The sequence below is a fragment of the Lactobacillus sp. ESL0263 genome, from assembly GCF_003692845.1.
In the GTDB taxonomy this organism is placed as follows: Bacteria; Bacillota; Bacilli; order Lactobacillales; family Lactobacillaceae; genus Lactobacillus; species Lactobacillus apis.
Genome location: NZ_REHL01000004.1, coordinates 97615 through 117519 on the forward strand (window position 1 = coordinate 97615; position 19905 = coordinate 117519).

Sequence of the window (19905 nt, forward strand, 5' to 3'; positions counted from 1 at the left end):
ACGTTAAATAAGTTGTAACTGAATTTTCAGGCAACATCGAACATTAATTTGTTCGGTGTTGCCTTTTTTGTTTTTCAAGGGGGTGAATGATGAAAGACATATTTAAAATTACTCAAGTACTAAATAATAATGCTGTTTTTGCGACGAATTTAAAACGAGAAGAGATGATTTTAGTTAGGCAAGGCATAGGATTTAATGGGAGAAATAAAATAATTGTTGATTCTCCAGATATTCAAGTTTTTTCTCCACAGACAGAAGTTGAAAAAGAGAGGTTTGAACAATTTATCAATGAAATCCCGTTTGAGTATATGCAATTCACGATTGATACTGTCAATTTAGCAAAGTCCAAATTGAAGTTAAGCTTTTCAAATGGATTAATTTTTACATTAGCCGACCATATTAGTTTTGCTGTTGAGAGATATAGGAAACATGCTGATTTTGACTATATGGACAATGAAGAAATAAAGCAGTTTTTTCCGGAAATTTATAAGTTTAGCCAGAAAACTGTTAGATCAATAAATAAAAAATTTGATGTTGCCTTGAATGAAAGTGAAGCTGTGGCTATTACATTTCACTTTGTTAATTCAATGATAGTTGACTCACATACTAACCAGAAAAGTATCACCGACACAAAACAAATTTTTAATATAACTTCAGATATTATGAAAATAATTGAGAGTAATTATGGAGGAAAAATTGATCGTAGATCAATTAGCTATTCAAGAATGATTGTTCATATTAGATATTTGGTAACTAGTATTTTGCAAAATAGTTCGATCAATGACTCAGCAATTAGTAAAAAGCAAATAGAAAAATTGTTGAATTCCTACAGTGATTCTAAGATTACAAAAATAACTAAAGAGATTGGTGATTATTTAAGGAAAAAGCTTAATTATGATTTAACCGAAGAAGATCAACTCTTCTTAGATATTCATTTAACACGTCAAAGATTAAAGAAGGAGACGAACAATGAAAATAAATATCAAACAAACGGCGGATAAAATCGTCGATTTGGTAGGCGGAACGGATAATATAAGTTCATTTACACATTGTTTAACGAGACTAAGGTTTTATTTGAAAGATCCAGATAAGGCTCAAACGGATGAAATTAAGAAAATTCATGGGGTCTTAGGTGCACTTTATAAAATGGGTCAGTATCAAGTTGTTCTGGGAGAAAACGTTGGTTCAGTATTTGATTATATTGAAAATAACTATCACATTAAAAGTGAAGAGTTAACAGGAGTGGACCAAGAAGCGGTTGCTAAAGAAGATAAGAAAAAGAGTAAAAATATTTTTCAACGTGTGATTGAGTTTATTTCTAGTTCAGTTACACCGTTCGTAACAGTAATTTATGGTGCTGGAATGCTTCAAGTATTTCTGTCTTTAGCATCATCAATTTGGCCTAATATTAAAACAAATGATACTTATTTGATGTTCTATTGGCTTGCGCAAACAGCTTTTTACTTTATGCCAATACTAATTGCATATGGAACAGCAAAATATTTAAAAGGTAACCCTGTTTTTTCAATGACAGTTACTGCTGCTCTGCTTTATCCAGAATTTATGAAATATATTGGAGCAAGTAAAACTTTAACTTTGTTTGGTATACCTGTAATGGCTAATAGCTATGCAAGTTCGTTGTTACCAGCATTATTAGTATCAATTTTGGTGGTATATCTTGAGCGCTTCTTTAATAAAGTTGTTCCGGGAGTTTTACGTGCAGTTTTTGCACCAATGTTGACACTGGCAGTTGCTATGCCAATTGCTTTCTTGGTCCTAGCTCCTTTAGGATCAATTCTAGGTAATTATGTAGTCCAGTTCTTTGTTTGGCTTTATGCTCACCTAGGTGGAATAACTTTAGGTCTCTTAGCGGGTTCTTTACCATTCATTATTATTGGTGGAATGAATATGATGTTCGCCCCATTTATGGTGCAGAACCTATCTTCCTTAGGTTACGATGCTATTTTTCGCCCAGCATTTATCATGCATAACATGGCAGAAGGCGGGGCTTGTTTAGGTGTTGCAATAAGAACGAAAAATAAAGAATTAAAAACAGACGCAATTAGCTGTGCAATCAGTGCAATTGTTTCTGGTGTTACTGAGCCAGCGCTATACGGCATTACTTTAAAATGCGGCACCTTAAAATATGTAATTGGCAGTGCAGCAATTGGAGGAATTTTAGCTGGTTTCCTAGGTGCAAAGGCATTTGCAATGGGCTATTCAAGTATTTTAGCAATTCCAATTTTTGGTAAAACTATTGTTGCAGTTTCTATTTCAATTGCCGTTACAATTGTTTTATCAATGGTATCTACAATTATATTTGGCTTTGATGATTCATGGATTGAAGAGCAATAATGATGAATTTATTTAGTAAACTTAAGCAAAAAAAAGAAGATCAATTACCAATAGATGATCTAACTGCAATGATTTCGGGGCATCTAATTAATATTGAAGATGTTAATGATGAAGTTTTTAGTCAAAAAATGATGGGAGATGGTTTTGCAATTATTCCCGACGGCAATGTTATTGTTGCGCCAGCTCCAGGCATAATTTCTTCTGTTTATCCCACCGGACATGCTATCAACATTAAGTTTGATAATGGTGTTGATGCAATTATTCATATTGGAATTGATACAGTTGAATTAAACGGCACAGGATTTAAAAAGAAAGTATCAGCTGGTCAAAAAGTTAGACGTGGAGATGAACTAGTTGAACTAGATAAAAAATCAATTCCGTCAAGGGTTGATTTAACAACTATGCTAATTTTTCCAGAATTAAAAAATCAACAATTAAAAAAAGTAACACCGAAAAAAGTTACTGAAGGTAGTAGCATAATCGGTAAAATTGAAAGCGAGTAAAAAATGATTAAAAAAGTAAGACATGAATTTCCTAATGACTTTTATTGGGGTGGAGCAATTGCAGCAAATCAGGCTGAAGGAGCATGGGATGCTGATGGTAAAGAGCCATCAACGGCCGATATTAAAGCTGGTGGCTTTTTTGGAGGGTTAAAGCGAAATGCTGATTTTTATCCTACACATGAAGCTATAGATATGTATCATCGTTACCCTGAAGATTTTGAACTATTTAAAGAAGCTAATTTTAACATCTTTAGAACATCAATTAACTGGACAAGAATTTATCCAAAAGGGATTGAGGAAGAGCCTAATGAAGCTGGGCTGAAATTCTATGATAATTTCTTTGATTCAATTCGCAAAAATGGAATGGAAATTATGATTACAATTTCCCATTATGAAACTCCACTTTACTTGGTAGATCACTATGGTGGTTGGGATAATCGTGAATTCATTGATTTCTATATGAAATTCGTTAAAACGATTGTGGACAGATATAAGAATAAAGTGAAGTTTTGGTTGACATTTAATGAAATCGGAAATGCAGCAGTTAAGCCAATTTGCTGGGATGCAGCTTGTCTAGATCCTGAAAGTCCCAATTTGTTACAAAGAATGTATCAGGCAGCACATCATCAATTTGTTGCTAGTTCATTGGCTGTTAAATATATTCATGAGAATGCACCACAATGCAAAGTTGGAGCAATGATTGCCTATAAAACAGTGTATCCATACACTTGCAAGCCTGAGGATGTTTTAGCTTCAAAAATGGATAACCGAAAAGAGTACTTTTTCTCCGATGTACAAGTTAGAGGTGAGTATCCTAACTATATTTGGAAATATTTTGAAGAAAATAATATTAACGTCAAAATGGAAAAAGGCGATGAAGAACTAATTAAAAAAAACACGGTTGATTTTATTACATTTAGCTATTACCGTTCGCGGGTAATTTCAGCTGATTACGAAGAGCCAGCTGAAAAAACAACTGATTCATTAGAAGGACTTGTAAATCCATATTTGCCAAAAACTGATTGGGGTTGGTCAATTGATCCTACGGGTTTAAGATTGGCATTGAACGATCTTTGGGATAGATATCAAAAACCAATGTTTATTGTTGAAAATGGTTTAGGAGCAAAAGATACAGTTACTTCAGACAACAAGATTCATGATTCATACAGAATCGATTACATGAAAAAACATATTGAAGCCATGAAAGATGCAATCGCTGATGGAGTGGACCTTCGTGGCTACACAATGTGGGGACCAATTGACATTGTAAGCAATGGTACTGGTCAGATGTCAAAACGCTATGGAATTGTTTATGTTGATCGAGATGATAAAGGTAATGGATCAATGAAGAGAATGAAAAAAGATAGTTTTTACTGGTATAGTAAAGTCATCAAGTCAAATGGGAAAAATCTAGATTAAAACAAGGTTATTGTAAACATTAAAAAAAACGCAGACTATTTAGTCTACGTTTTTTTAGTTTAGATTTCTTTTTTAAGAATTTCAGGTAAGACTTTTTCCTTTATTTCTCGCGTATCAATTTTTGCATATAATTCATAGCCACGAGCGAGTACATCACAAAGATACAGCTGTGAGACTTGGCCAGAAACTGAACCAATACTAGTAAATTCGCTGACAGCTGTTTGAAGTTGGACGTCACCTAGTTCTGCAATTGGTGAATTAAGATCATTTGAAATTGTGATAATGCCAGCACCATTATTTTTAGCTAACTTAAGCGAGTCATATGTATCTTTAGTATGGCCAGATAGTGATAATCCTACGACAACGTCTTTTTTACTTAACAAAGAGCTAATTTGGACTTGAAGGTGGGGATCAACTTCTGCGTGAGCAATTAAGCCTATCCTGAGCCAAGTCTTAGCAAAGTCGTTGGCAGATTCACCGGAATGTCCGACGCCAAAAAGATAAACCCTTTTTGCTTTGCTAAGTAATTTAACTGCTGCTTGCAATTTTTCAGGCACAATCAAATTCTCTGTTTTCTTTATTGAATCAACTAATAAGTTGGCGCTGTCAGAATAAAATTCACTCTTATTTTTATTCGTGTTGCTTTGCGTCATTGACTCTTGCGCTAATGCGATTTTTAAGTTGGAAAAACCTGAAAAGCCTAACTTTTTGCATAGACGAATAATTGTTGCATCACTGGTTTGAGTATTTTCACTAAGCGATTTGATTGTGTCATAAATTACCCGTTCTTGATGAGTAGCAATATAACTAGCTAATTTTGCTTCTGATTTAGTTAGATGATCTTTATTTTGATTGAATAATTGTATGAAGTTCATTAATGATAATAATCCTTTTGCTTTTATTAAAATTATAACAGCTTTTTTCAAGAAAACGATTGCAATTATAGCTCTAAAATAATAATATTGTTTTTGGGAGGAAAACTTCAAAATTTATTATTTTTGGAGTAAAAGTACGTATGAAGAGAAAAGATTTTATCGATAAAGTCCACGGAGGTCTAATTGTCTCTTGTCAGGCTTTGCCAGGAGAGCCACTCTATACAGAAAAGGGTGGAGTAATGCCGCTAATGGCGAAAGCTGCACAAGAGGCTGGTGCCGTTGGAATCAGAGCAAATACAATTAGAGACATTGATGAAATAAAGGAGGTCGTTGACTTGCCTATTATTGGCATTATCAAACGCGACTATCCACCAGAAAAACCATATATAACGCCAACAATGAAAGAAATAGATGAGTTGATTGAAACTGGTGTGGAAGTTATCGCCTTTGATTGTACTTTGAGGCCAAGACATGATGGGAAGCAGATAAATGATTTTATCAGTGAAGTAAAAAATAAATACCCAGATCAACTGTTTATGGCAGATGTTTCTAATTTTGAAGAAGCAAAGAATGCATATGATTGTGGAATGGATTTTGTCGGCACGACTTTAGCTGGCTACACAGAGGAAAGCGAAAATATAAATGGACCAGATTATGATTTGATTCAAAAAATTGTCGCAGCAGGTATGCCTTTAATTGCTGAAGGTAAGATTCATACACCAGAAGAACTAAAGAAAGTAATTGAAATAGATCCCGTAGGAATTGTTGTAGGTGGTGCAATTACAAGACCACTTCAAATTGCCAAGACATTTACGGATGTTTTTAAAAGTTAACTAAGGAGGATTAAAAATGACTAAGAATAATAAATTTTCTGCAATTGGTCAGTGGTTTACCCAGTTAGGACAAGCCTTTATGCTACCAATTGCAATTCTACCAGTTGCTGGGTTGTTGCTTGGACTTGGTGGAGCGTTGACAAATGCTGCAGCAGTTTCAGCTTTTCCAGTATTGAATCAAGCATGGCTACAAAACACCTTAAAGATTATGAATTTTGCTGGAAATGCAGTTTTCAGTAATCTTGCATTAATTTTTTCAATTGGTTTGGCTGTAGGTCTTGCTAAAGGAGATAAAGGGACAGCAGGTCTTGCAGGTGGCGTTGCTTACTTGGTATATACTGCCACTATTTCCGGTTTATTACAGTTGTTTAATCCTAAGAACACAATTGACACTGGTGTTTTGGGAGCAATTGTAATTGGCTCGGTAGTTGCCTATCTTCATAATCATTATCGAAAAATTGAATTACCACAATTTTTAGGTTTCTTTGGTGGTTCAAGATTTGTTCCAATTATTTCATCAATTGTAGCAATCTTTATTGGAGCAATTTTCTATTTGATTTGGCCTCCTATTCAGGGTTGGCTGACAACAGCTGGTCATGCTATTGCTGCAATGGGTAGTTTCGGAAGTTTCCTTTATGGCTTCTTATTGAGACTAACTGGAGCCGTTGGATTGCACCACACGATTTATCCAATGTTTTGGTATACCGCTTTAGGTGGAACGGCTGAAGTTGCTGGAAAAACAGTTGTTGGTGCACAAAATATTTTCTTTGCCCAATTAGCAGATCCTAACTTCCATGGTTTGTTTACTTACGGAACTCGCTTTTTTGCTGGTCGTTTTGCCACAATGATGTTTGGTTTACCGGGTGCAGCTTTAGCAATGTACTTTTGCTTACCAAAAGCTAACCGTAAAAAAGACGGTGGACTTTATCTTTCAGGTGGTTTGACTTCATTTTTAACAGGAATCACTGAACCATTGGAATATTCATTTTTATTTGTTGCTCCATGGCTCTACTTGATTCACTCATTTTTAGATGGTTGTTCATTTTATCTTGCTGATATTATGAATATTAGAATTGGTAATTCATTCTCAGGTGGTTTAATTGACTATCTTTTATTTGGGGTTTTACAAGGAAAAGACAAGACTAATTGGCCAAATGTATTGCTAATTGGTGTAGTTTGGTTCTTCTTATACTTTGCAGTTTTCACATTTTGTATTAAAAAATTCCACGTTAATATTCCTGGTATGCAGGATGACTCAGATAATGAAGAAACTGTTGTTAATAATGATGTCGCACAAACAGGTGACAAGTTATATGATGAATCAACTCAAATAATTGCTGCCTTAGGCGGAGCAAGCAATATTAAAACAATTTCTGCATGTGCTACTAGATTGAGAATTGCACTAAACGATAATAGTCAAGTTAATGAGAAAGTCTTCAAGCAATTGGGCTCCCCCGGTGTACTAAAAGTTGCTGGTGGAGTTCAGGCTATTTTTGGTGGAAAAGCAGATCTTTATAGCCAGGAAATCAATGACATTTTGGCTAATCCCAACAGTAAACCTGAGGCTAAAAAGATAGATTCTAGTATAAAAGAAGTAGAGAATTCAAATACAGTAAAAAATACAAAAGTAAGTTTTGCTGCACCTGTTTCTGGTACGTATAAGGACCTTTCGGAAGTTGATGACGAAGTGTTTTCTAAGAAGATAATGGGCGAGGGTTTTGCAGTTGAACCCGATAGTAATAGAGTCTATAGTCCTGTAAACGGACAGGTAGTTTCAATTTTCAATACTAAGCATGCTATTGGCTTTAAGACTGTTGAAGGTTTGGAAGTTTTACTTCATCTTGGAATCGATACTGTTGATTTGGAAGGTAAGCCTTTTACAATCAAAGTAAATGAAGGTGACCAAGTAACACCAACTACTGAGTTAGTAGAAATGGATCGTAAGCAAGTTACTGATGCAGGTAAAAAGACAACCGTTATAACTGTAATCACTAATTCAGCTGAACATGTCGGCAAAGCTAAAGATCTTGTTAAATCAGGAACGGCTGTAAAGGCAGGCAAAAAAGTGTTTGAAGCCATAACTAAATAAGCCAACTAATTTTAACTAATGAGCTATTGACACATGCCAATTTAGATGCTAAATTAAAATATAATTAAATATTTCATCTTGAGAAGCAGAGTAATTTTCTTGGTATCGTGAAAGAGAGCTAGCATGTGGTGAAAGCCAGCCGATAGCAGTTAATGAACATGGGCTTTAATTGATGACTAACGGTGATAGTTAGCCGTTAGCGGCGCTGCAGCCGTTATAAATGCAAGCTATTGATTGATAGCTAGTGAGTTTTATTACGTGAGTAATAAAAAAATTAAAGGTGGTAACGCGAAGCACTCGTCCTTATATTAGGGATGAGTGCTTTTTTATTTAGTTTGGAGGATTTCAAATGTCACAAACAGCTTATATCAATGCCAATATTTATACTGGCGAAGATGATCAAATTCATGCAAACAACTACTTAGTAGTTGATGATGAAAGTGGAAAAATTACCAAAATTGGTTCAGGTGAAATACCTCAAGTGGATAAAACTGTTGATTTAGCAGGAAAATTTGTTATTCCTGGTTTAATCAACTGCCATACGCATGTTGTGATGGATCCACAAACGGCTGATGGTGGAACAGATAACAATGAAGTAGCTGCAGTAGTTCAAGCTTTAAGTAACTTGCATGACTTATTAAAATCAGGTGTAACGTACATTCGAGAATGTGGAAGCAGTTATGATGTTGATATTTATTTAAGTAAGCTAATTGAGCAGGGCAAAGTTACTAAAGCACCAGAAATTTTACCTTCTGGTCGACCATATTCAATGACTGGTGGTCATGGCGACATGCCTAATTTTGGACATTTGGTAGATTCACCTGATGAAATGCGCAAAGCAGTCAGACAAGGAATCAAAAGAGGCGCTAAAGCAATCAAGGTAATGGCAACTGGCGGTGTCATGACTGAAAATGACTTCATGGATGACCCACAGTTGAGTGAAGAAGAAATTCATGTTGCTGTAGAAGAAGCTCACCACAAAGGCTTGACGGTTGCTGCACACGCTGAAGGCAATCCAGGAATCATGAATGCCATTAAGGCAGGTGTTGATAGTATTGAGCATGGTTTTTACGTTAACGATGAAGAAATCAAGCTAATGCTTGAGAAGGGTACATATTTAACACCAACAATTGTTGGTGCTTGGGCCTTTATCGAATATGCGCCAGGTAAAATTCCTGATTGGGAAATGAACAAAATCGCAGCTGCATGGAAAGATTTGCGTGGTAACATTACTAATGCTAAAAATGCAGGAGTTCCAATTACTTTGGGTACAGATGCAGGAACGCCATTTAACGACTTTACAATGACGCCTGAGGAATTGCCACTTTTGGTTGAGCAAGGCTTTACTAACCATGAAGCATTACAAACGAGTTATAATTCTGCCAAATTAATGAAAATTGATGATGAATATGGTTCACTAGCTGAAGGCAAATATGCAGACTTCCTTGTTTTGGATGAAAATCCTTTAGAAAAGATTGAAGCAGTTGTTCAAAAAGATAAGGCTGTTTACAAAAAGGGTCGTCGAGAGTATTAATTTGCTTTCATACAGATAAATGCAAACATTGAAGGAGATTACGATAATTAGTAATCTCTTTTTGCTTTTAGCGAAAAAAGAGTTCAAAAGCTGTTTAGGTTATTTGGTCCATAAAAGTAAATCAGGATTTGTTCAAATAAATCTTTAATTTTTTACTAATCTTAGATAGAATAGTAGATATCACAATTTATCCAAAAAGGGAGGATTATTTAATGAAGGCCTTACTATACAGTATGACCCCTGAACAAAAGGTTTACGTTGACCAGTGGAATAAAGAACATCCTGACGATGATCTGCAAACTACTGATGATGATCTAGATGCAAAGACAGTTGAACAAGCTGAAGGTTTTGACGTTGTTAGTGTCTTGCAAGTTTTTGATCTTGATGAGGAAGAAGTTTATCGCAAATTAGCTTCGTATGGCATAAAACATATTGCATTACGCTCAGTTGGCTATAATATTGTTAACTTTGATTATGCACATAAATATCATTTACTTATTACTAACACTCCTGCATATTCGCCACGAGCAGTTGCTGAAAACACCTTAACTTCTGCAATGTACTTGTTACGCAAGTGGGGCCCAATCTTGAAAAATGAACGGGAAGATTTGAATTTTGTGCGTGAAGCCAACTTGATGAGTGACGAAATTTATAATCAAACCGTTGGTATCATTGGTGTAGGACGCATCGGGAGCGCCACAGCTGAAATTTTTCATTCATTAGGTGCACGAGTTATTGGTTACGATATTGTTGAAAATCCTGCCAATGAAGCTTTTCTCGAGTACACGGACTTTGAAACGGTTATTAAAGAATCCGATATTTTATCTTTGCACACGCCATTTACACCTGATTTAGAGGGTATGATAAGCGCTAAGGAATTTAAGGAAATGAAAAACACAGCGGTATTAATTAACGCTGCACGTGGACCTTTAGTTGATAACAAAGATTTAATTGCTGCTCTGAAGAATAATGAAATCGCTGGCGCATCGCTTGACGTTATGACTGGCGAAGAAGCAATTGTTATGAAGAAATTCAATGACATTTCAGAATTGCCAGAAGACTATCAAGAATTGGTCAAAATGCCAAATGTTGTTTTCACACCGCATTCTGCATACTACACTAAGACTTCGGTTAAAAATATGGTTAACCAGAGTATGACCGATGCTAAACGTGTTTTAAGTGGTGAGAAGCCAGTATATCCAGTTGATGAATAGATGAAATCAAGAAAGACTAACTTTTGTTAGTCTTTTTTTGTCCTGGTATCATATTTTGTTATTGTCAATTATAATAAAAATATTGGTATAATAACTAATAGATAAAGGTCGGAGATCAGGATGGGTAGATTTCATCACAAATATACGTTGCCAGCAATTGTTTTACTGTTAATAGTTGCAATTGGTGGACTTGTAGCAGGTGTACTTAATTTTCGCAATCAAACAACACTGCCTTCCGATTCAAATTCAAGTGCAATTGGTGTGGAACTAAATCAAACTTTTGGATATGTTGACCTGCATGAATTACAAGATCACGGTATTTCGTTTGTGTATCTCAGAAGCACGCAAGGACGTTCATATTTTGATGATGATTACTTATCTTATCGCGATCAGGTGTTAGGCACCAAAATGGCTTTTGGCACCAGTATTGCTTACAGTAATGAGTCTACACCGGAACAGCACTATCAATATTTCATGAAGAAAGTCGGTTTGAACACAGGCAGCTTACCAATCTTGATTGAACCTGCAGTTGACGATCATAGTAACCACTATCTGGAACAGATGGCTCAATTTGTCAGAATGCTGGAAAACCATGGCAAATTAGTCATGGTTGATGTTAATATCAGGTATAAACCGCTTTTTCCTGATGGAACTTTATTTATTACTAATGGTAAAAAAGCACCAAGTAAGATGAAATATTCTTTTTGGCGCTACACTAACAACGGTCGCGTAAAATCGGTTAGCGGCTTAGAAAATGGCGTTGCAATGCTCGCATATAATGGGACAGTAACGCAGTATAAACAACGATATGGACAGTTAACACAATAATGAAAAAAGAAATCGAAACAGTTTTAACTAAATTAGGTTTTAAAAAACCAACTTTAATCCAACAAGAAACTAACCAGTTAATTAGTGAGGGTGAAAGCTGTATTGCGTTGGCCAAAACGGGAACGGGAAAAACGTTGGCATATGCTTTACCGACGCTTGAAAAAGTCACCAAAGGTGAGCCGAATAGTTTGATTATTTTTGCACCTACAACAGAGCTTGCAGTGCAAATCAGACATGCAATCAATCCTTTTATTCACGCTTTAGATCTTACTGGAATTACGTTGGTCGGTTCAGGTAATCGGCAACGACAGGAAGACAATTTAAAGAAAAAACATCCTGAAGTTGTTGTCGCTACTCCAGGACGTTTCTTTGACTTTTTTTCAAGTAACCGTATTAAAGTTGAACAAATCAAAACTTTAGTCATTGATGAGGCTGACGATATTCTTGAATTCAGCAAAATGGAATTGCTAAGTTCATTAGGACAAAACTTATTACCGCATGCTCAAATTTTATTATTTGGAGCAACTGAATCAGAGATTACGCAAAATGCAGCTGAATTGTTTGATCGTCCTTTTAAACTGGTTGATGTGCGGGCGAAGCAAAGCACAACAGTAAAAAATTATTTTCTGCAGGTTGATAATGCTCATAAAATTGACTTCATTCAGCGTTTAATGCGGTTGGATCACTTTAAAGGGATTTTGTTTTTCGATTCCAATCAGACAATGATGCGTTTTGCTGGTATCCTTGGTCATACCAAAACCAAATTTGGTTTATTAGCAAATGAGTTTGGTAAGCAAAAAAGAGAGCAAGCACTCAGCGATTTTAAGGCTGGTAGAACACGACTTTTAATTGCAACAGACCTAGCTGCTCGCGGTTTAGATATACCTGGAGTAACCTATGTAATAAACTATGATATTCCTAGTGAAACAAATACCTACTTGCATCGCGCCGGAAGAACCGGACGAATGGGAGCCAAGGGTTATGTCGTAACACTTGGGGATGACCATGATTTGCGTGATCTCAAAAAGTTATTAATAGATACAACACAAATTGAGCGGGTTTATTTTGCTAAACACAAGTTGTCGACCGAACAGCCAAAGGAACAAGAAGTAGGGGCCAAGGCTGCTACAAAGACAGTTCAGCCTGAGCAGCCTACTAAAAAGAAAAAGCATAAAAACAAGAATCGTAAGAATAAGGGATATCATCCACATTATTTAAAGAAAAAGGAGCAAAAATGAGTCGATTAGTAGCCTGGTTAGAAGACTACATATTACCACTAGCAAATAAACTGGCGCAGACCCATTGGTTAGTGGCCTTACGTGATGCATTCGTTTCTGTAATGCCAATTACGATTGCTGGTTCACTTGCAGTTTTGATTAAGAGCTTGATTGAAGCTGCGCGAGTTAACTTGGGCTGGGAAACCTTTGCCTGGTTGATGAGTCCGCTCGCTTTGATTAGCAATGTGGTTTGGCGAGGAACCTTTGCACTTTTTGCACTCTTTTTATCTATGTCACTTGGCTATCATTTAGCTAAAAGTATGGAAGTTGATCCAATTGCAGGGGCAATTGTTTCCTTGTCTTCCTTAGCAATGAGCATTGCCAACTTAACCAAAATGCGGGTAAATGGTCGGACTATTTCAGTTAAGCACACTTTTGACATTTCGCAGTTTTCTACTACCGGAATTTTTACTGCAATCTTGTTTGGTTCAATCGGTGTTTCAATTTTTGCCTTTTGTGTAAAAGCACGACTTAAGTTGAATATGTCGGTTACTTTACCATATGCAGAACAAATGGCGCTTGATTCATTGATCCCGGCAATTATTGCCATCTTTTGTGTCGGCATGATCAATTTTGCTTTTCAGACAATTACTGGTACTTATTTTGGCAATTGGCTATTAAATTCCATTCAAACACCGCTTGTAAAATTGGGTCAGGGCTTTGGTATGGTCTTGCTGGTGACGCTGTTTGTCCAAATCTTTAGTTTCTTTGGACTTAATGGGCTGGGAGTCTGGGCTCCAATCCTTGATTCAATTTGGTTAACAGCCCAGAATGTTAACGTAACTGCGGTACGTAACGGTGAACCTGCTTCTTATCTCTGGGTTAGGGGCTCATTTGATGCCTTTGCTTGGTTTGGTGGCGCAGGTGGTACTTTGATGTTAGTTGTAGCGATTTTGCTGTTTTCTAAACGGAGTGATTACCGCACGATTGCTAAAGTTGCATTGGCCCCAGCTGTTTTTAACATCAACGAGCCAATTGTTCTTGGATTGCCAGTCGTGCTTAATCCAGTTTATTTCATCCCCTTTGTTTTAGCTCCAATCGTCAATGTTGCATTTTCATATTGGGTGACAATGCTGGGCTTGGTAAATCCGGTACAAGCTGCGGTTCCTGCAGTTGTGCCGCCAATTATTGGACCATTCTTAGCCTGCAATTATGATTGGCGTGCAATTGTTTTGTGTATTATTAACATGTTAATTGCGCTGGCAATCTGGACGCCCTTTGTTTTTGCGGCAGATAAAATTGCGGATTCAAACAATCCAAGTCCATATTTCACACGGCAATATTAATCTAAAAAAATTGGCTTTTATCAACTAAATTTGGTAAAGTTAATTTGTTGCGACTCTGTAGTTCATCTGGATAGAACAATGGTCTCCTAAACCGTAGAGGTGAGTTCGAATCTCACCAGAGTCATGAAAAATGAGAAACGTTGAAAATGAAAAACTGATTTCCAAGTAGGGAACCAGTTTTTTTGTTCTGACTAGTTAATTGTAGTAGTGATTATCAATTGTTTTTCCAATTTATTTTGATTATAGAGAATAGAAAAATTGGGGGTCATTATTATCATATTCACGCCAATTATGATGAAAATATGCTAGAGTTAGCTCCACTTCAAGTTCTGATATTAAAACTAGAACAAATAGATTGTGTAGGTGGAGAGAATACTCAAGCACCGTACATCGTTGCAAAGAGTAACAATTGACTATGACAAACGGAATGATTTCAAAATGGCGCTATATAAGTGATTTAGTAAAATACTTAAACTTAAGCACTGTTTGGAAACGAGTTAAAGGTAAATAAATGGAAAAATCCATGTTGTAAAAAAGCATGGATTTTTTGTTATGCAATATTTAATTGACATGGAGTTAACTCCAGCAGATAGACTACTATTATAAGAATCTACAAGAATAGGAGGCTTTAGATACTGGAGCACCAGTTTTCGAACAAATGAAATAGATCCACCAATACGAGTTACAACTCAAACAGTGTTTGAGAAAGTGACTGATGGTGATGCTAAATACGATTATGACAAAATAGTTAGCAGAGTAAATAGGGATAGTTAAATTTATCCTTATGACAATAAGTTTTATTATGCAATGATGCTTTACAAGAACATAACAGGAGATTTTTAAAAATGATGAAGCGCTTGGCTAAAATAACAGTCTTATTAGGTCTACTAGGCAGTTTAGCTGCTTGCACAAACGACATGGGACTAGGTGACGTGGAACTAAGCACCAAAGTTTACAGTAAGAAAAAGAAGACCAAAAAGGTCAAAAAAGTGAAAAAGGCAAAAAAAGGCAGTCAGAAAGGGGACCAAAAATTGAAACTGATTAAAAAATACACAGGCTTCTCATCTCCAACAGCAATGGCAATTGATAAAGAGAATAACCTTTATGTCTCAAACTGGGGTGGAGATTCAGTAACAAAAATATCGAGCAATGGTGAAAAGTCAAAATTTGTAACTGGCATGAGTTCACCAGCAGGATTAGCTTTCGACAAGAGTGGCAATTTGTATGTATCTGACTATAGTGCTGATGTCATTCTTAAGGTAGATAAAAATGGTAAAAAGACTACTTTTGCTAATAATTTGAGTACACCAACAGGTATCTCATTTGATAAAGCAGGGAATTTACTTGTTACTAACCGTGGTAGTGATGAAATAGTAAGCATTGATCCTCAAGGTAAAAAGACCATTGTTTCGAATAAAATGCAGACTCCAGTTGGAGTGGTGGAAGATTCTCAAGGCAATCTTTTTGTCACGAACTATGGTGGAAGTGTGCTCAAAATTGACACCAATAAACAAGTCTCAGTATTTTCAAAAGGTTTTGCAAGACCAGGTGTTGGCATCGACATTACAGCTAAGGGCGAGATAATTGCCGCTGACAATGGTGGTGATTGTGTCAGAAGAATTGCTAAAGACGGTTCAACTGAAGTTATTGCTGATAAAATTGGTGGTTGCGTAGGTGTGCGTGCTCATAATGATCAACTTTATGTATCAAGCTGGTCAGATGGTGCGGTATATGTTTACTCATTAAATTAACGGAGCCACTAATTTTAAGTATTAAAAAAACTGATTTCCGATTTGGAAATCAGTTTTTTTGTTATATATAAATAAAGAAAAAGTGTTCTATTTGGTTAATTAAAATATTAACTTAAATAGGTTTTGAGAGTATCAACTATTATTTAATGCTGTAACCATAATGAATGAGAATATAGAAGTCACTGTCATCTATTAAAGTTGATTTAAGTTCAGCTATTAAAGTCAGCCTTTTGTTTTACGACTATCATGACCATAAGAATCTTTCAAATTAATTTTACCATCTCGTTTTTGGCTAATTAACTCAGTCTTTTCTTCTTTAGCCCGTTCTTTAGCAAATTCCATTGCATCAGTTTTGCGGTCAAAGACTTTAAGTGGCTTGGCTTCACCAGCAATCTTTACTGCCCATTGGTCACCGTGAGTTGTAACCCAAACATTTTTGGTGGTTTCTTCCTTGCTCATTTTGCTCATCTCTTTTCTTACTCTATATTGTGATTATACAACGAGCTACCAATTAATAGTTGAAAGATGCACATTTAAAAACTCGGAAAAAATGAGTAGCACTCTTTTGCGAAAACCCTACTCTAAAAATGATTAAAGTAGAGGATTGTTTAAGATTAGCTTGGTTAAAATGCCAATTATAATAAATAAGATAACTGCGCCAGTGAAAAGTAATAATCGTTTTTGCTTTGTACGCCGGTTATCGAAACTAAATACTAGAAAGAAGCAGGCAATGATGATTAAAAAGGCAGTGATTAAAAGTAGTCCGAAGTGATTTTTCATTAGTTTACCAGCTTTCTATTTCCTCTTAATTATTAAAGCATAATGACTTGAGTTTTTCTTGTGAAATTAATATTATTAGTGTGGAGGCACTTATGACTAAAATAAAAGTAATGATGGTTTTTGGAACCAGACCAGAAGCAATAAAAATGGCTCCTTTGGTGCTGAAACTAAAGGCAGATGAGCGTTTTGATGAGGTAACAGTCGTTACTGCGCAACATCGCGAAATGCTAGATCAGGTTCTAGAAATTTTTAATATAAAACCAGATTATGATTTTAATATCATGAAAAAGAACCAGTCGCTCGAAGGAATTACTTCAAAGGTAATGCTTAAATTGGCAGATGTGATTACCAAGGAACGACCTGATATCGTTTTGGTGCACGGTGATACAACGACTAGTTTTGCAGCTAGTTTGGCCAGTTTTTACCAACAACGACCTATTGGTCACGTCGAAGCCGGTTTGAGAACATGGAATAAGTATTCGCCTTTCCCTGAAGAAATGAATCGCCAAATGACAGATGACTTGGCAGATATTTATTTTGCGCCAACTAAGTTGAGTAAAAAAAATCTGCTTAGTGAGCATCATCAAGCAGAGAATATTTTTATTACTGGTAATACTGCTATCGATGCTTTGCAAGAAACGGTCAAAGATAACTATCATCATAAGGTGCTCGACTTAATTGAGCCAAATCATAGAGTGATCTTAGTAACAATGCACAGACGGGAAAATCAGGGCGAACCGATGAGACGCGTCTTTAAGGTGATGAAAGAAGTTGTGGATAGTCACGATGATGTTGAAATCATCTATCCCGTTCACATGTCGCCTAAGGTGCAAGAAGTAGCACATGAGATTTTAGGCAATGATCCTCGCATTCATTTGATCGCACCACTTGACGTGGTTGATTTTCATAACTTAGCTAAGCGCAGTTACTTTATTATGACAGATTCGGGTGGTGTTCAAGAAGAAGCACCTGCCTTAAACAAACCTGTGTTAGTTTTACGTGATACTACTGAACGGCCAGAGGGTGTCAAGGCTGGAACATTGAAACTGGTTGGAACGCAGGTTGACGATGTTCGAGCAGCAATGCTGCAATTATTAGAAGATAAAAGTGCCTATGACAAAATGGCTAATGCGAAGAATCCATATGGTGATGGTCATGCTTCAGACCGCATCATGGATGCAATTGCTTATTACTTTTCTGATAAAAAGGGGCAACGACCAAAAGATTTTGAATAAAAAGAAAAACCACGATTGGATAAAGAAAAATGATTTGGAAATACTTAAAACGAGTAATTAAAAAAATTGGTATTAGCAAAATTGCATATTTCTCTATCTTCGTGCTTTTTGGATATATACTTTATTTTTCGCAACCTTATTTCATCACTAATTTATTTTCTACAAATAAAAGTGAAAGTAACAGATTAGTTAATTTAATAGCCCTGATAGTTTCACTTATGACGATACCGTTTATTGATTATTTCAACAATACATTTGTTCAGGCAGTTAGGAAATATTCTAAACAAGAACTGTGGGAAGTAGTAACTAATAAACCTTTCAGCTATTTTTCAAAGCATCCTGTAGGTAAAGTCCAAAGCTATATTAAGGACGTCTCTTTTGCCTGCCGTGAGTTGGAACAAAGTAGTTTAAAAATCATAATTCAAATGGCTGTAATGATTGTGCTGTATACCATCATGATAGGTATCGAAAATAAACTACTTGGTTTTTTATACTTGGTGTTCTTTTCTGGTTATTTAGCAATTTCTGTGTGGATGGCGAAGCGCAACAGGAAAAACATATCTAATTCGTTAAAAAGTGCATCTGTTGTAAACGAGTATATGATTGACTACTACCGAAATATTGAAACAATCTCATCTAGTAATTCTGAAGAATATGAAAGTAATTACATGAACAGTATTCTTTCTAATGAGCAAAAGTCATATCAACATGTTCAGAGCATTACAAATCAGGCCGCAATAATACAACAATTAATAATAGTTGTTTTAGCTTGTCTAATTGCGGCAGTTGGACAGCATGTATTTGGAAGTAATAAAATTCAATCACTTTCAGTCATTCTAATTTTATTATATTCTATTTTGAATTTATCCGGATTTGGCCCACAGTATTTAGCTATAGAGGAATTATTAAACCGCATTCGAGCAGGATTGTCCGAACTCGAATATGGTGTGTCATCTGAGCAAAAACCTAATATGGTTAAATTTGATGATCAGACAGACGAAGTGGTAATTAGAGATATTGACTACTCATATAAAAGTGATCAAGCTATTTTTCATCACCTAAATTTAACCTTTGAAAAAAATAAAATGAATGCATTAACAGGGCAAAACGGCTCTGGTAAAAGTACACTTTTGAAAATTCTGAGTGGGTTTTATACACCGAGTAAAGGTGAAATAATTTTCCCGTTTCAGAGTGCACCCAAAATAATGTACATCGCACAAGATGCCCCGTTATTTAACAGATCTATTTATAAAAATATTTGTTATCCTAATTTAAATGCTAGTATTGAAACAGTTTTGAACCTAGTTAAAGAAATTGGCTTAGATACTTTAATTCAAACTAGAGATGATTTAAATAATAAGACACCAGGAGATTTTAAGAATAAAATCTCCGGCGGTGAAGTTCAAAAAATTTTGTTTTTGCGAGCAATTATTACTAAACCGGATATTTTATTACTTGACGAATTTACAAGTAGTTTAGATGAAAAGGCCATCAAAAAAGTTTACTTAATGATTAACAAATACCTAAGTAACACGACAATTATAAGTGTTATACATAGGGCAGATGAATTATCTTATTATTCAAATATTGTGAAAATAGCTCCAATTCAATAATTTTTCTTTTTTAAAAAATCAATTACCAAAAGCTGCAATTTGTCATGGTAACTTGATAGTTATAATGATTCTTTGTAAAATGCAGCTTTATAATATCTTGATTGAGCATCAGGCACCAAGTAGCTTGATGCTCTTTTTTGATTTCGGTTTTGAAATTTTGATAGCTTAATGGAAAAATTCTCAGGTTTGGATAAAACTGAAATATTTCTAACCAAGAATTAAAGAGACACTAAAAGGTCTGATTCCGAAAGAATATCGGACTCAGACCTTAAAGAAATGATATTAACTTTTTTCCAAGTTTTTGGCTTAGAAC

General features: G+C 35.5%; 16 protein-coding genes and 1 tRNA gene. 15 read left to right on the forward strand and 2 right to left on the reverse strand.

Translation table 11 applies throughout. The annotated features are described in order from the left end of the window. Nucleotides 1-89 precede the first annotated feature (89 nt). Genes F5ESL0263_RS02460 through F5ESL0263_RS02475 form a run of 4 tightly spaced genes read left to right on the forward strand, consistent with a single transcriptional unit; the run spans nt 90 to nt 4277 of the window. Nucleotides 90-1001 carry a PRD domain-containing protein gene (locus tag F5ESL0263_RS02460; RefSeq protein WP_158593016.1) on the forward strand — a complete coding sequence of 304 codons (912 nt, stop codon included), beginning with the start codon at nt 90-92 and terminating at the stop codon, nt 999-1001. After that, entirely contained in the window at nt 970-2355 is a 1386-nt protein-coding gene (locus F5ESL0263_RS02465) for a PTS transporter subunit EIIC (RefSeq protein ID WP_122034584.1), read from the forward strand. Before F5ESL0263_RS02460 ends, F5ESL0263_RS02465 begins: the two co-directional genes overlap by 32 nt. Continuing rightward, on the forward strand, nt 2355-2858 hold the full coding sequence (locus F5ESL0263_RS02470; RefSeq protein WP_122034586.1) for a PTS glucose transporter subunit IIA: 504 nt from the start codon (nt 2355-2357) through the stop codon (nt 2856-2858). Before F5ESL0263_RS02465 ends, F5ESL0263_RS02470 begins: the two co-directional genes overlap by 1 nt. A 3-nt stretch (nt 2859-2861) precedes the next feature. Continuing rightward, nucleotides 2862-4277 (forward strand): glycoside hydrolase family 1 protein, encoded by a 1416-nt coding sequence (locus tag F5ESL0263_RS02475; RefSeq protein ID WP_122034588.1) that lies wholly within the window; start codon nt 2862-2864, stop codon nt 4275-4277. 59 nt (nt 4278-4336) lie between these two features. Here F5ESL0263_RS02475 and F5ESL0263_RS02480 read toward each other — a convergent pair whose 3' ends face one another. Beyond that, nucleotides 4337-5152 (reverse strand): MurR/RpiR family transcriptional regulator, encoded by an 816-nt coding sequence (locus F5ESL0263_RS02480; protein WP_122034590.1) that lies wholly within the window; start codon nt 5150-5152, stop codon nt 4337-4339. Between the two features lie 140 nt (nt 5153-5292). On the opposite strand from F5ESL0263_RS02480, the gene F5ESL0263_RS02485 reads away from it, so the two are divergent. The 9 genes from F5ESL0263_RS02485 (at nt 5293) to F5ESL0263_RS02530 (ending at nt 15964) form a co-directional block, all read left to right on the forward strand. Beyond that, nucleotides 5293-5985 (forward strand): N-acetylmannosamine-6-phosphate 2-epimerase, encoded by a 693-nt coding sequence (locus F5ESL0263_RS02485; RefSeq protein WP_122034592.1) that lies wholly within the window; start codon nt 5293-5295, stop codon nt 5983-5985. Between the two features lie 16 nt (nt 5986-6001). Continuing rightward, a complete protein-coding gene (locus F5ESL0263_RS02490; protein ID WP_233558442.1) occupies nt 6002-8074 on the forward strand; it encodes a PTS transporter subunit IIABC in 2073 nt (690 codons plus the stop codon). A 349-nt stretch (nt 8075-8423) separates the two neighbouring features. Further along, the gene (locus F5ESL0263_RS02495; RefSeq protein WP_122034594.1) at nt 8424-9608 is read left to right on the forward strand and encodes an amidohydrolase family protein; all 1185 of its coding nucleotides are present in this window, start codon (nt 8424-8426) and stop codon (nt 9606-9608) included. Between the two features lie 212 nt (nt 9609-9820). Then, nucleotides 9821-10822, forward strand: a complete 1002-nt coding sequence (locus F5ESL0263_RS02500; RefSeq protein ID WP_122034596.1) for a D-2-hydroxyacid dehydrogenase — start codon at nt 9821-9823, stop codon at nt 10820-10822. A 120-nt stretch (nt 10823-10942) separates the two neighbouring features. After that, nucleotides 10943-11650 carry a GH25 family lysozyme gene (locus F5ESL0263_RS02505; RefSeq protein WP_122034598.1) on the forward strand — a complete coding sequence of 236 codons (708 nt, stop codon included), beginning with the start codon at nt 10943-10945 and terminating at the stop codon, nt 11648-11650. After that, on the forward strand, nt 11647-12888 hold the full coding sequence (locus F5ESL0263_RS02510; protein WP_122034600.1) for a DEAD/DEAH box helicase: 1242 nt from the start codon (nt 11647-11649) through the stop codon (nt 12886-12888). The genes F5ESL0263_RS02505 and F5ESL0263_RS02510 overlap by 4 nt, the downstream gene beginning before the upstream one ends. Beyond that, complete coding sequence (locus F5ESL0263_RS02515; protein WP_122034603.1) at nt 12885-14213, forward strand: PTS sugar transporter subunit IIC; 1329 nt, start codon at nt 12885-12887, stop codon at nt 14211-14213. The genes F5ESL0263_RS02510 and F5ESL0263_RS02515 overlap by 4 nt, the downstream gene beginning before the upstream one ends. 51 nt (nt 14214-14264) lie before the next feature. Beyond that, nucleotides 14265-14337, forward strand: a tRNA-Arg gene (locus F5ESL0263_RS02520). A gap of 721 nt (nt 14338-15058) precedes the next feature. Then, nucleotides 15059-15964, forward strand: a complete 906-nt coding sequence (locus tag F5ESL0263_RS02530) for an NHL repeat-containing protein (protein WP_122034608.1) — start codon at nt 15059-15061, stop codon at nt 15962-15964. 222 nt (nt 15965-16186) lie between these two features. Here F5ESL0263_RS02530 and F5ESL0263_RS02535 read toward each other — a convergent pair whose 3' ends face one another. Next, nucleotides 16187-16423: a DUF2188 domain-containing protein gene (locus tag F5ESL0263_RS02535; RefSeq protein ID WP_046306385.1), complete on the reverse strand. Its 237-nt coding sequence runs from the start codon at nt 16421-16423 to the stop codon at nt 16187-16189. Nucleotides 16424-16836: 413 nt separating this feature from the next. Here F5ESL0263_RS02535 and wecB point away from each other — a divergent pair, with 413 nt between their 5' ends. After that, nucleotides 16837-17979 carry a non-hydrolyzing UDP-N-acetylglucosamine 2-epimerase gene (gene wecB / locus F5ESL0263_RS02545; RefSeq protein WP_122034613.1) on the forward strand — a complete coding sequence of 381 codons (1143 nt, stop codon included), beginning with the start codon at nt 16837-16839 and terminating at the stop codon, nt 17977-17979. 29 nt (nt 17980-18008) lie between these two features. Beyond that, nucleotides 18009-19592: an ABC transporter ATP-binding protein gene (locus F5ESL0263_RS02550; RefSeq protein WP_122034616.1), complete on the forward strand. Its 1584-nt coding sequence runs from the start codon at nt 18009-18011 to the stop codon at nt 19590-19592. Nucleotides 19593-19905 lie beyond the last annotated feature (313 nt).

Bases quoted from the DNA above. Each gene is read 5' to 3' on its own strand.
- F5ESL0263_RS02535 (WP_046306385.1), bottom strand. From the start codon at position 16,423: ATGAGCAAGGAAGAAACCACCAAAAATGTTTGGGTTACAACTCACGGT.
- F5ESL0263_RS02475 (WP_122034588.1), top strand. From the start codon at position 2,862: ATGATTAAAAAAGTAAGACATGAATTTCCTAATGACTTTTATTGGGGT.
- F5ESL0263_RS02490 (WP_233558442.1), top strand. From the start codon at position 6,002: ATGACTAAGAATAATAAATTTTCTGCAATTGGTCAGTGGTTTACCCAG.
- F5ESL0263_RS02530 (WP_122034608.1), top strand. From the start codon at position 15,059: ATGATGAAGCGCTTGGCTAAAATAACAGTCTTATTAGGTCTACTAGGC.
- F5ESL0263_RS02465 (WP_122034584.1), top strand. From the start codon at position 970: ATGAAAATAAATATCAAACAAACGGCGGATAAAATCGTCGATTTGGTA.
- F5ESL0263_RS02505 (WP_122034598.1), top strand. From the start codon at position 10,943: ATGGGTAGATTTCATCACAAATATACGTTGCCAGCAATTGTTTTACTG.
- F5ESL0263_RS02500 (WP_122034596.1), top strand. From the start codon at position 9,821: ATGAAGGCCTTACTATACAGTATGACCCCTGAACAAAAGGTTTACGTT.
- F5ESL0263_RS02485 (WP_122034592.1), top strand. From the start codon at position 5,293: ATGAAGAGAAAAGATTTTATCGATAAAGTCCACGGAGGTCTAATTGTC.
- F5ESL0263_RS02550 (WP_122034616.1), top strand. From the start codon at position 18,009: ATGATTTGGAAATACTTAAAACGAGTAATTAAAAAAATTGGTATTAGC.
- wecB (WP_122034613.1), top strand. From the start codon at position 16,837: ATGACTAAAATAAAAGTAATGATGGTTTTTGGAACCAGACCAGAAGCA.
- F5ESL0263_RS02495 (WP_122034594.1), top strand. From the start codon at position 8,424: ATGTCACAAACAGCTTATATCAATGCCAATATTTATACTGGCGAAGAT.
- F5ESL0263_RS02515 (WP_122034603.1), top strand. From the start codon at position 12,885: ATGAGTCGATTAGTAGCCTGGTTAGAAGACTACATATTACCACTAGCA.
- F5ESL0263_RS02470 (WP_122034586.1), top strand. From the start codon at position 2,355: ATGATGAATTTATTTAGTAAACTTAAGCAAAAAAAAGAAGATCAATTA.
- F5ESL0263_RS02480 (WP_122034590.1), bottom strand. From the start codon at position 5,152: ATGAACTTCATACAATTATTCAATCAAAATAAAGATCATCTAACTAAA.
- F5ESL0263_RS02460 (WP_158593016.1), top strand. From the start codon at position 90: ATGAAAGACATATTTAAAATTACTCAAGTACTAAATAATAATGCTGTT.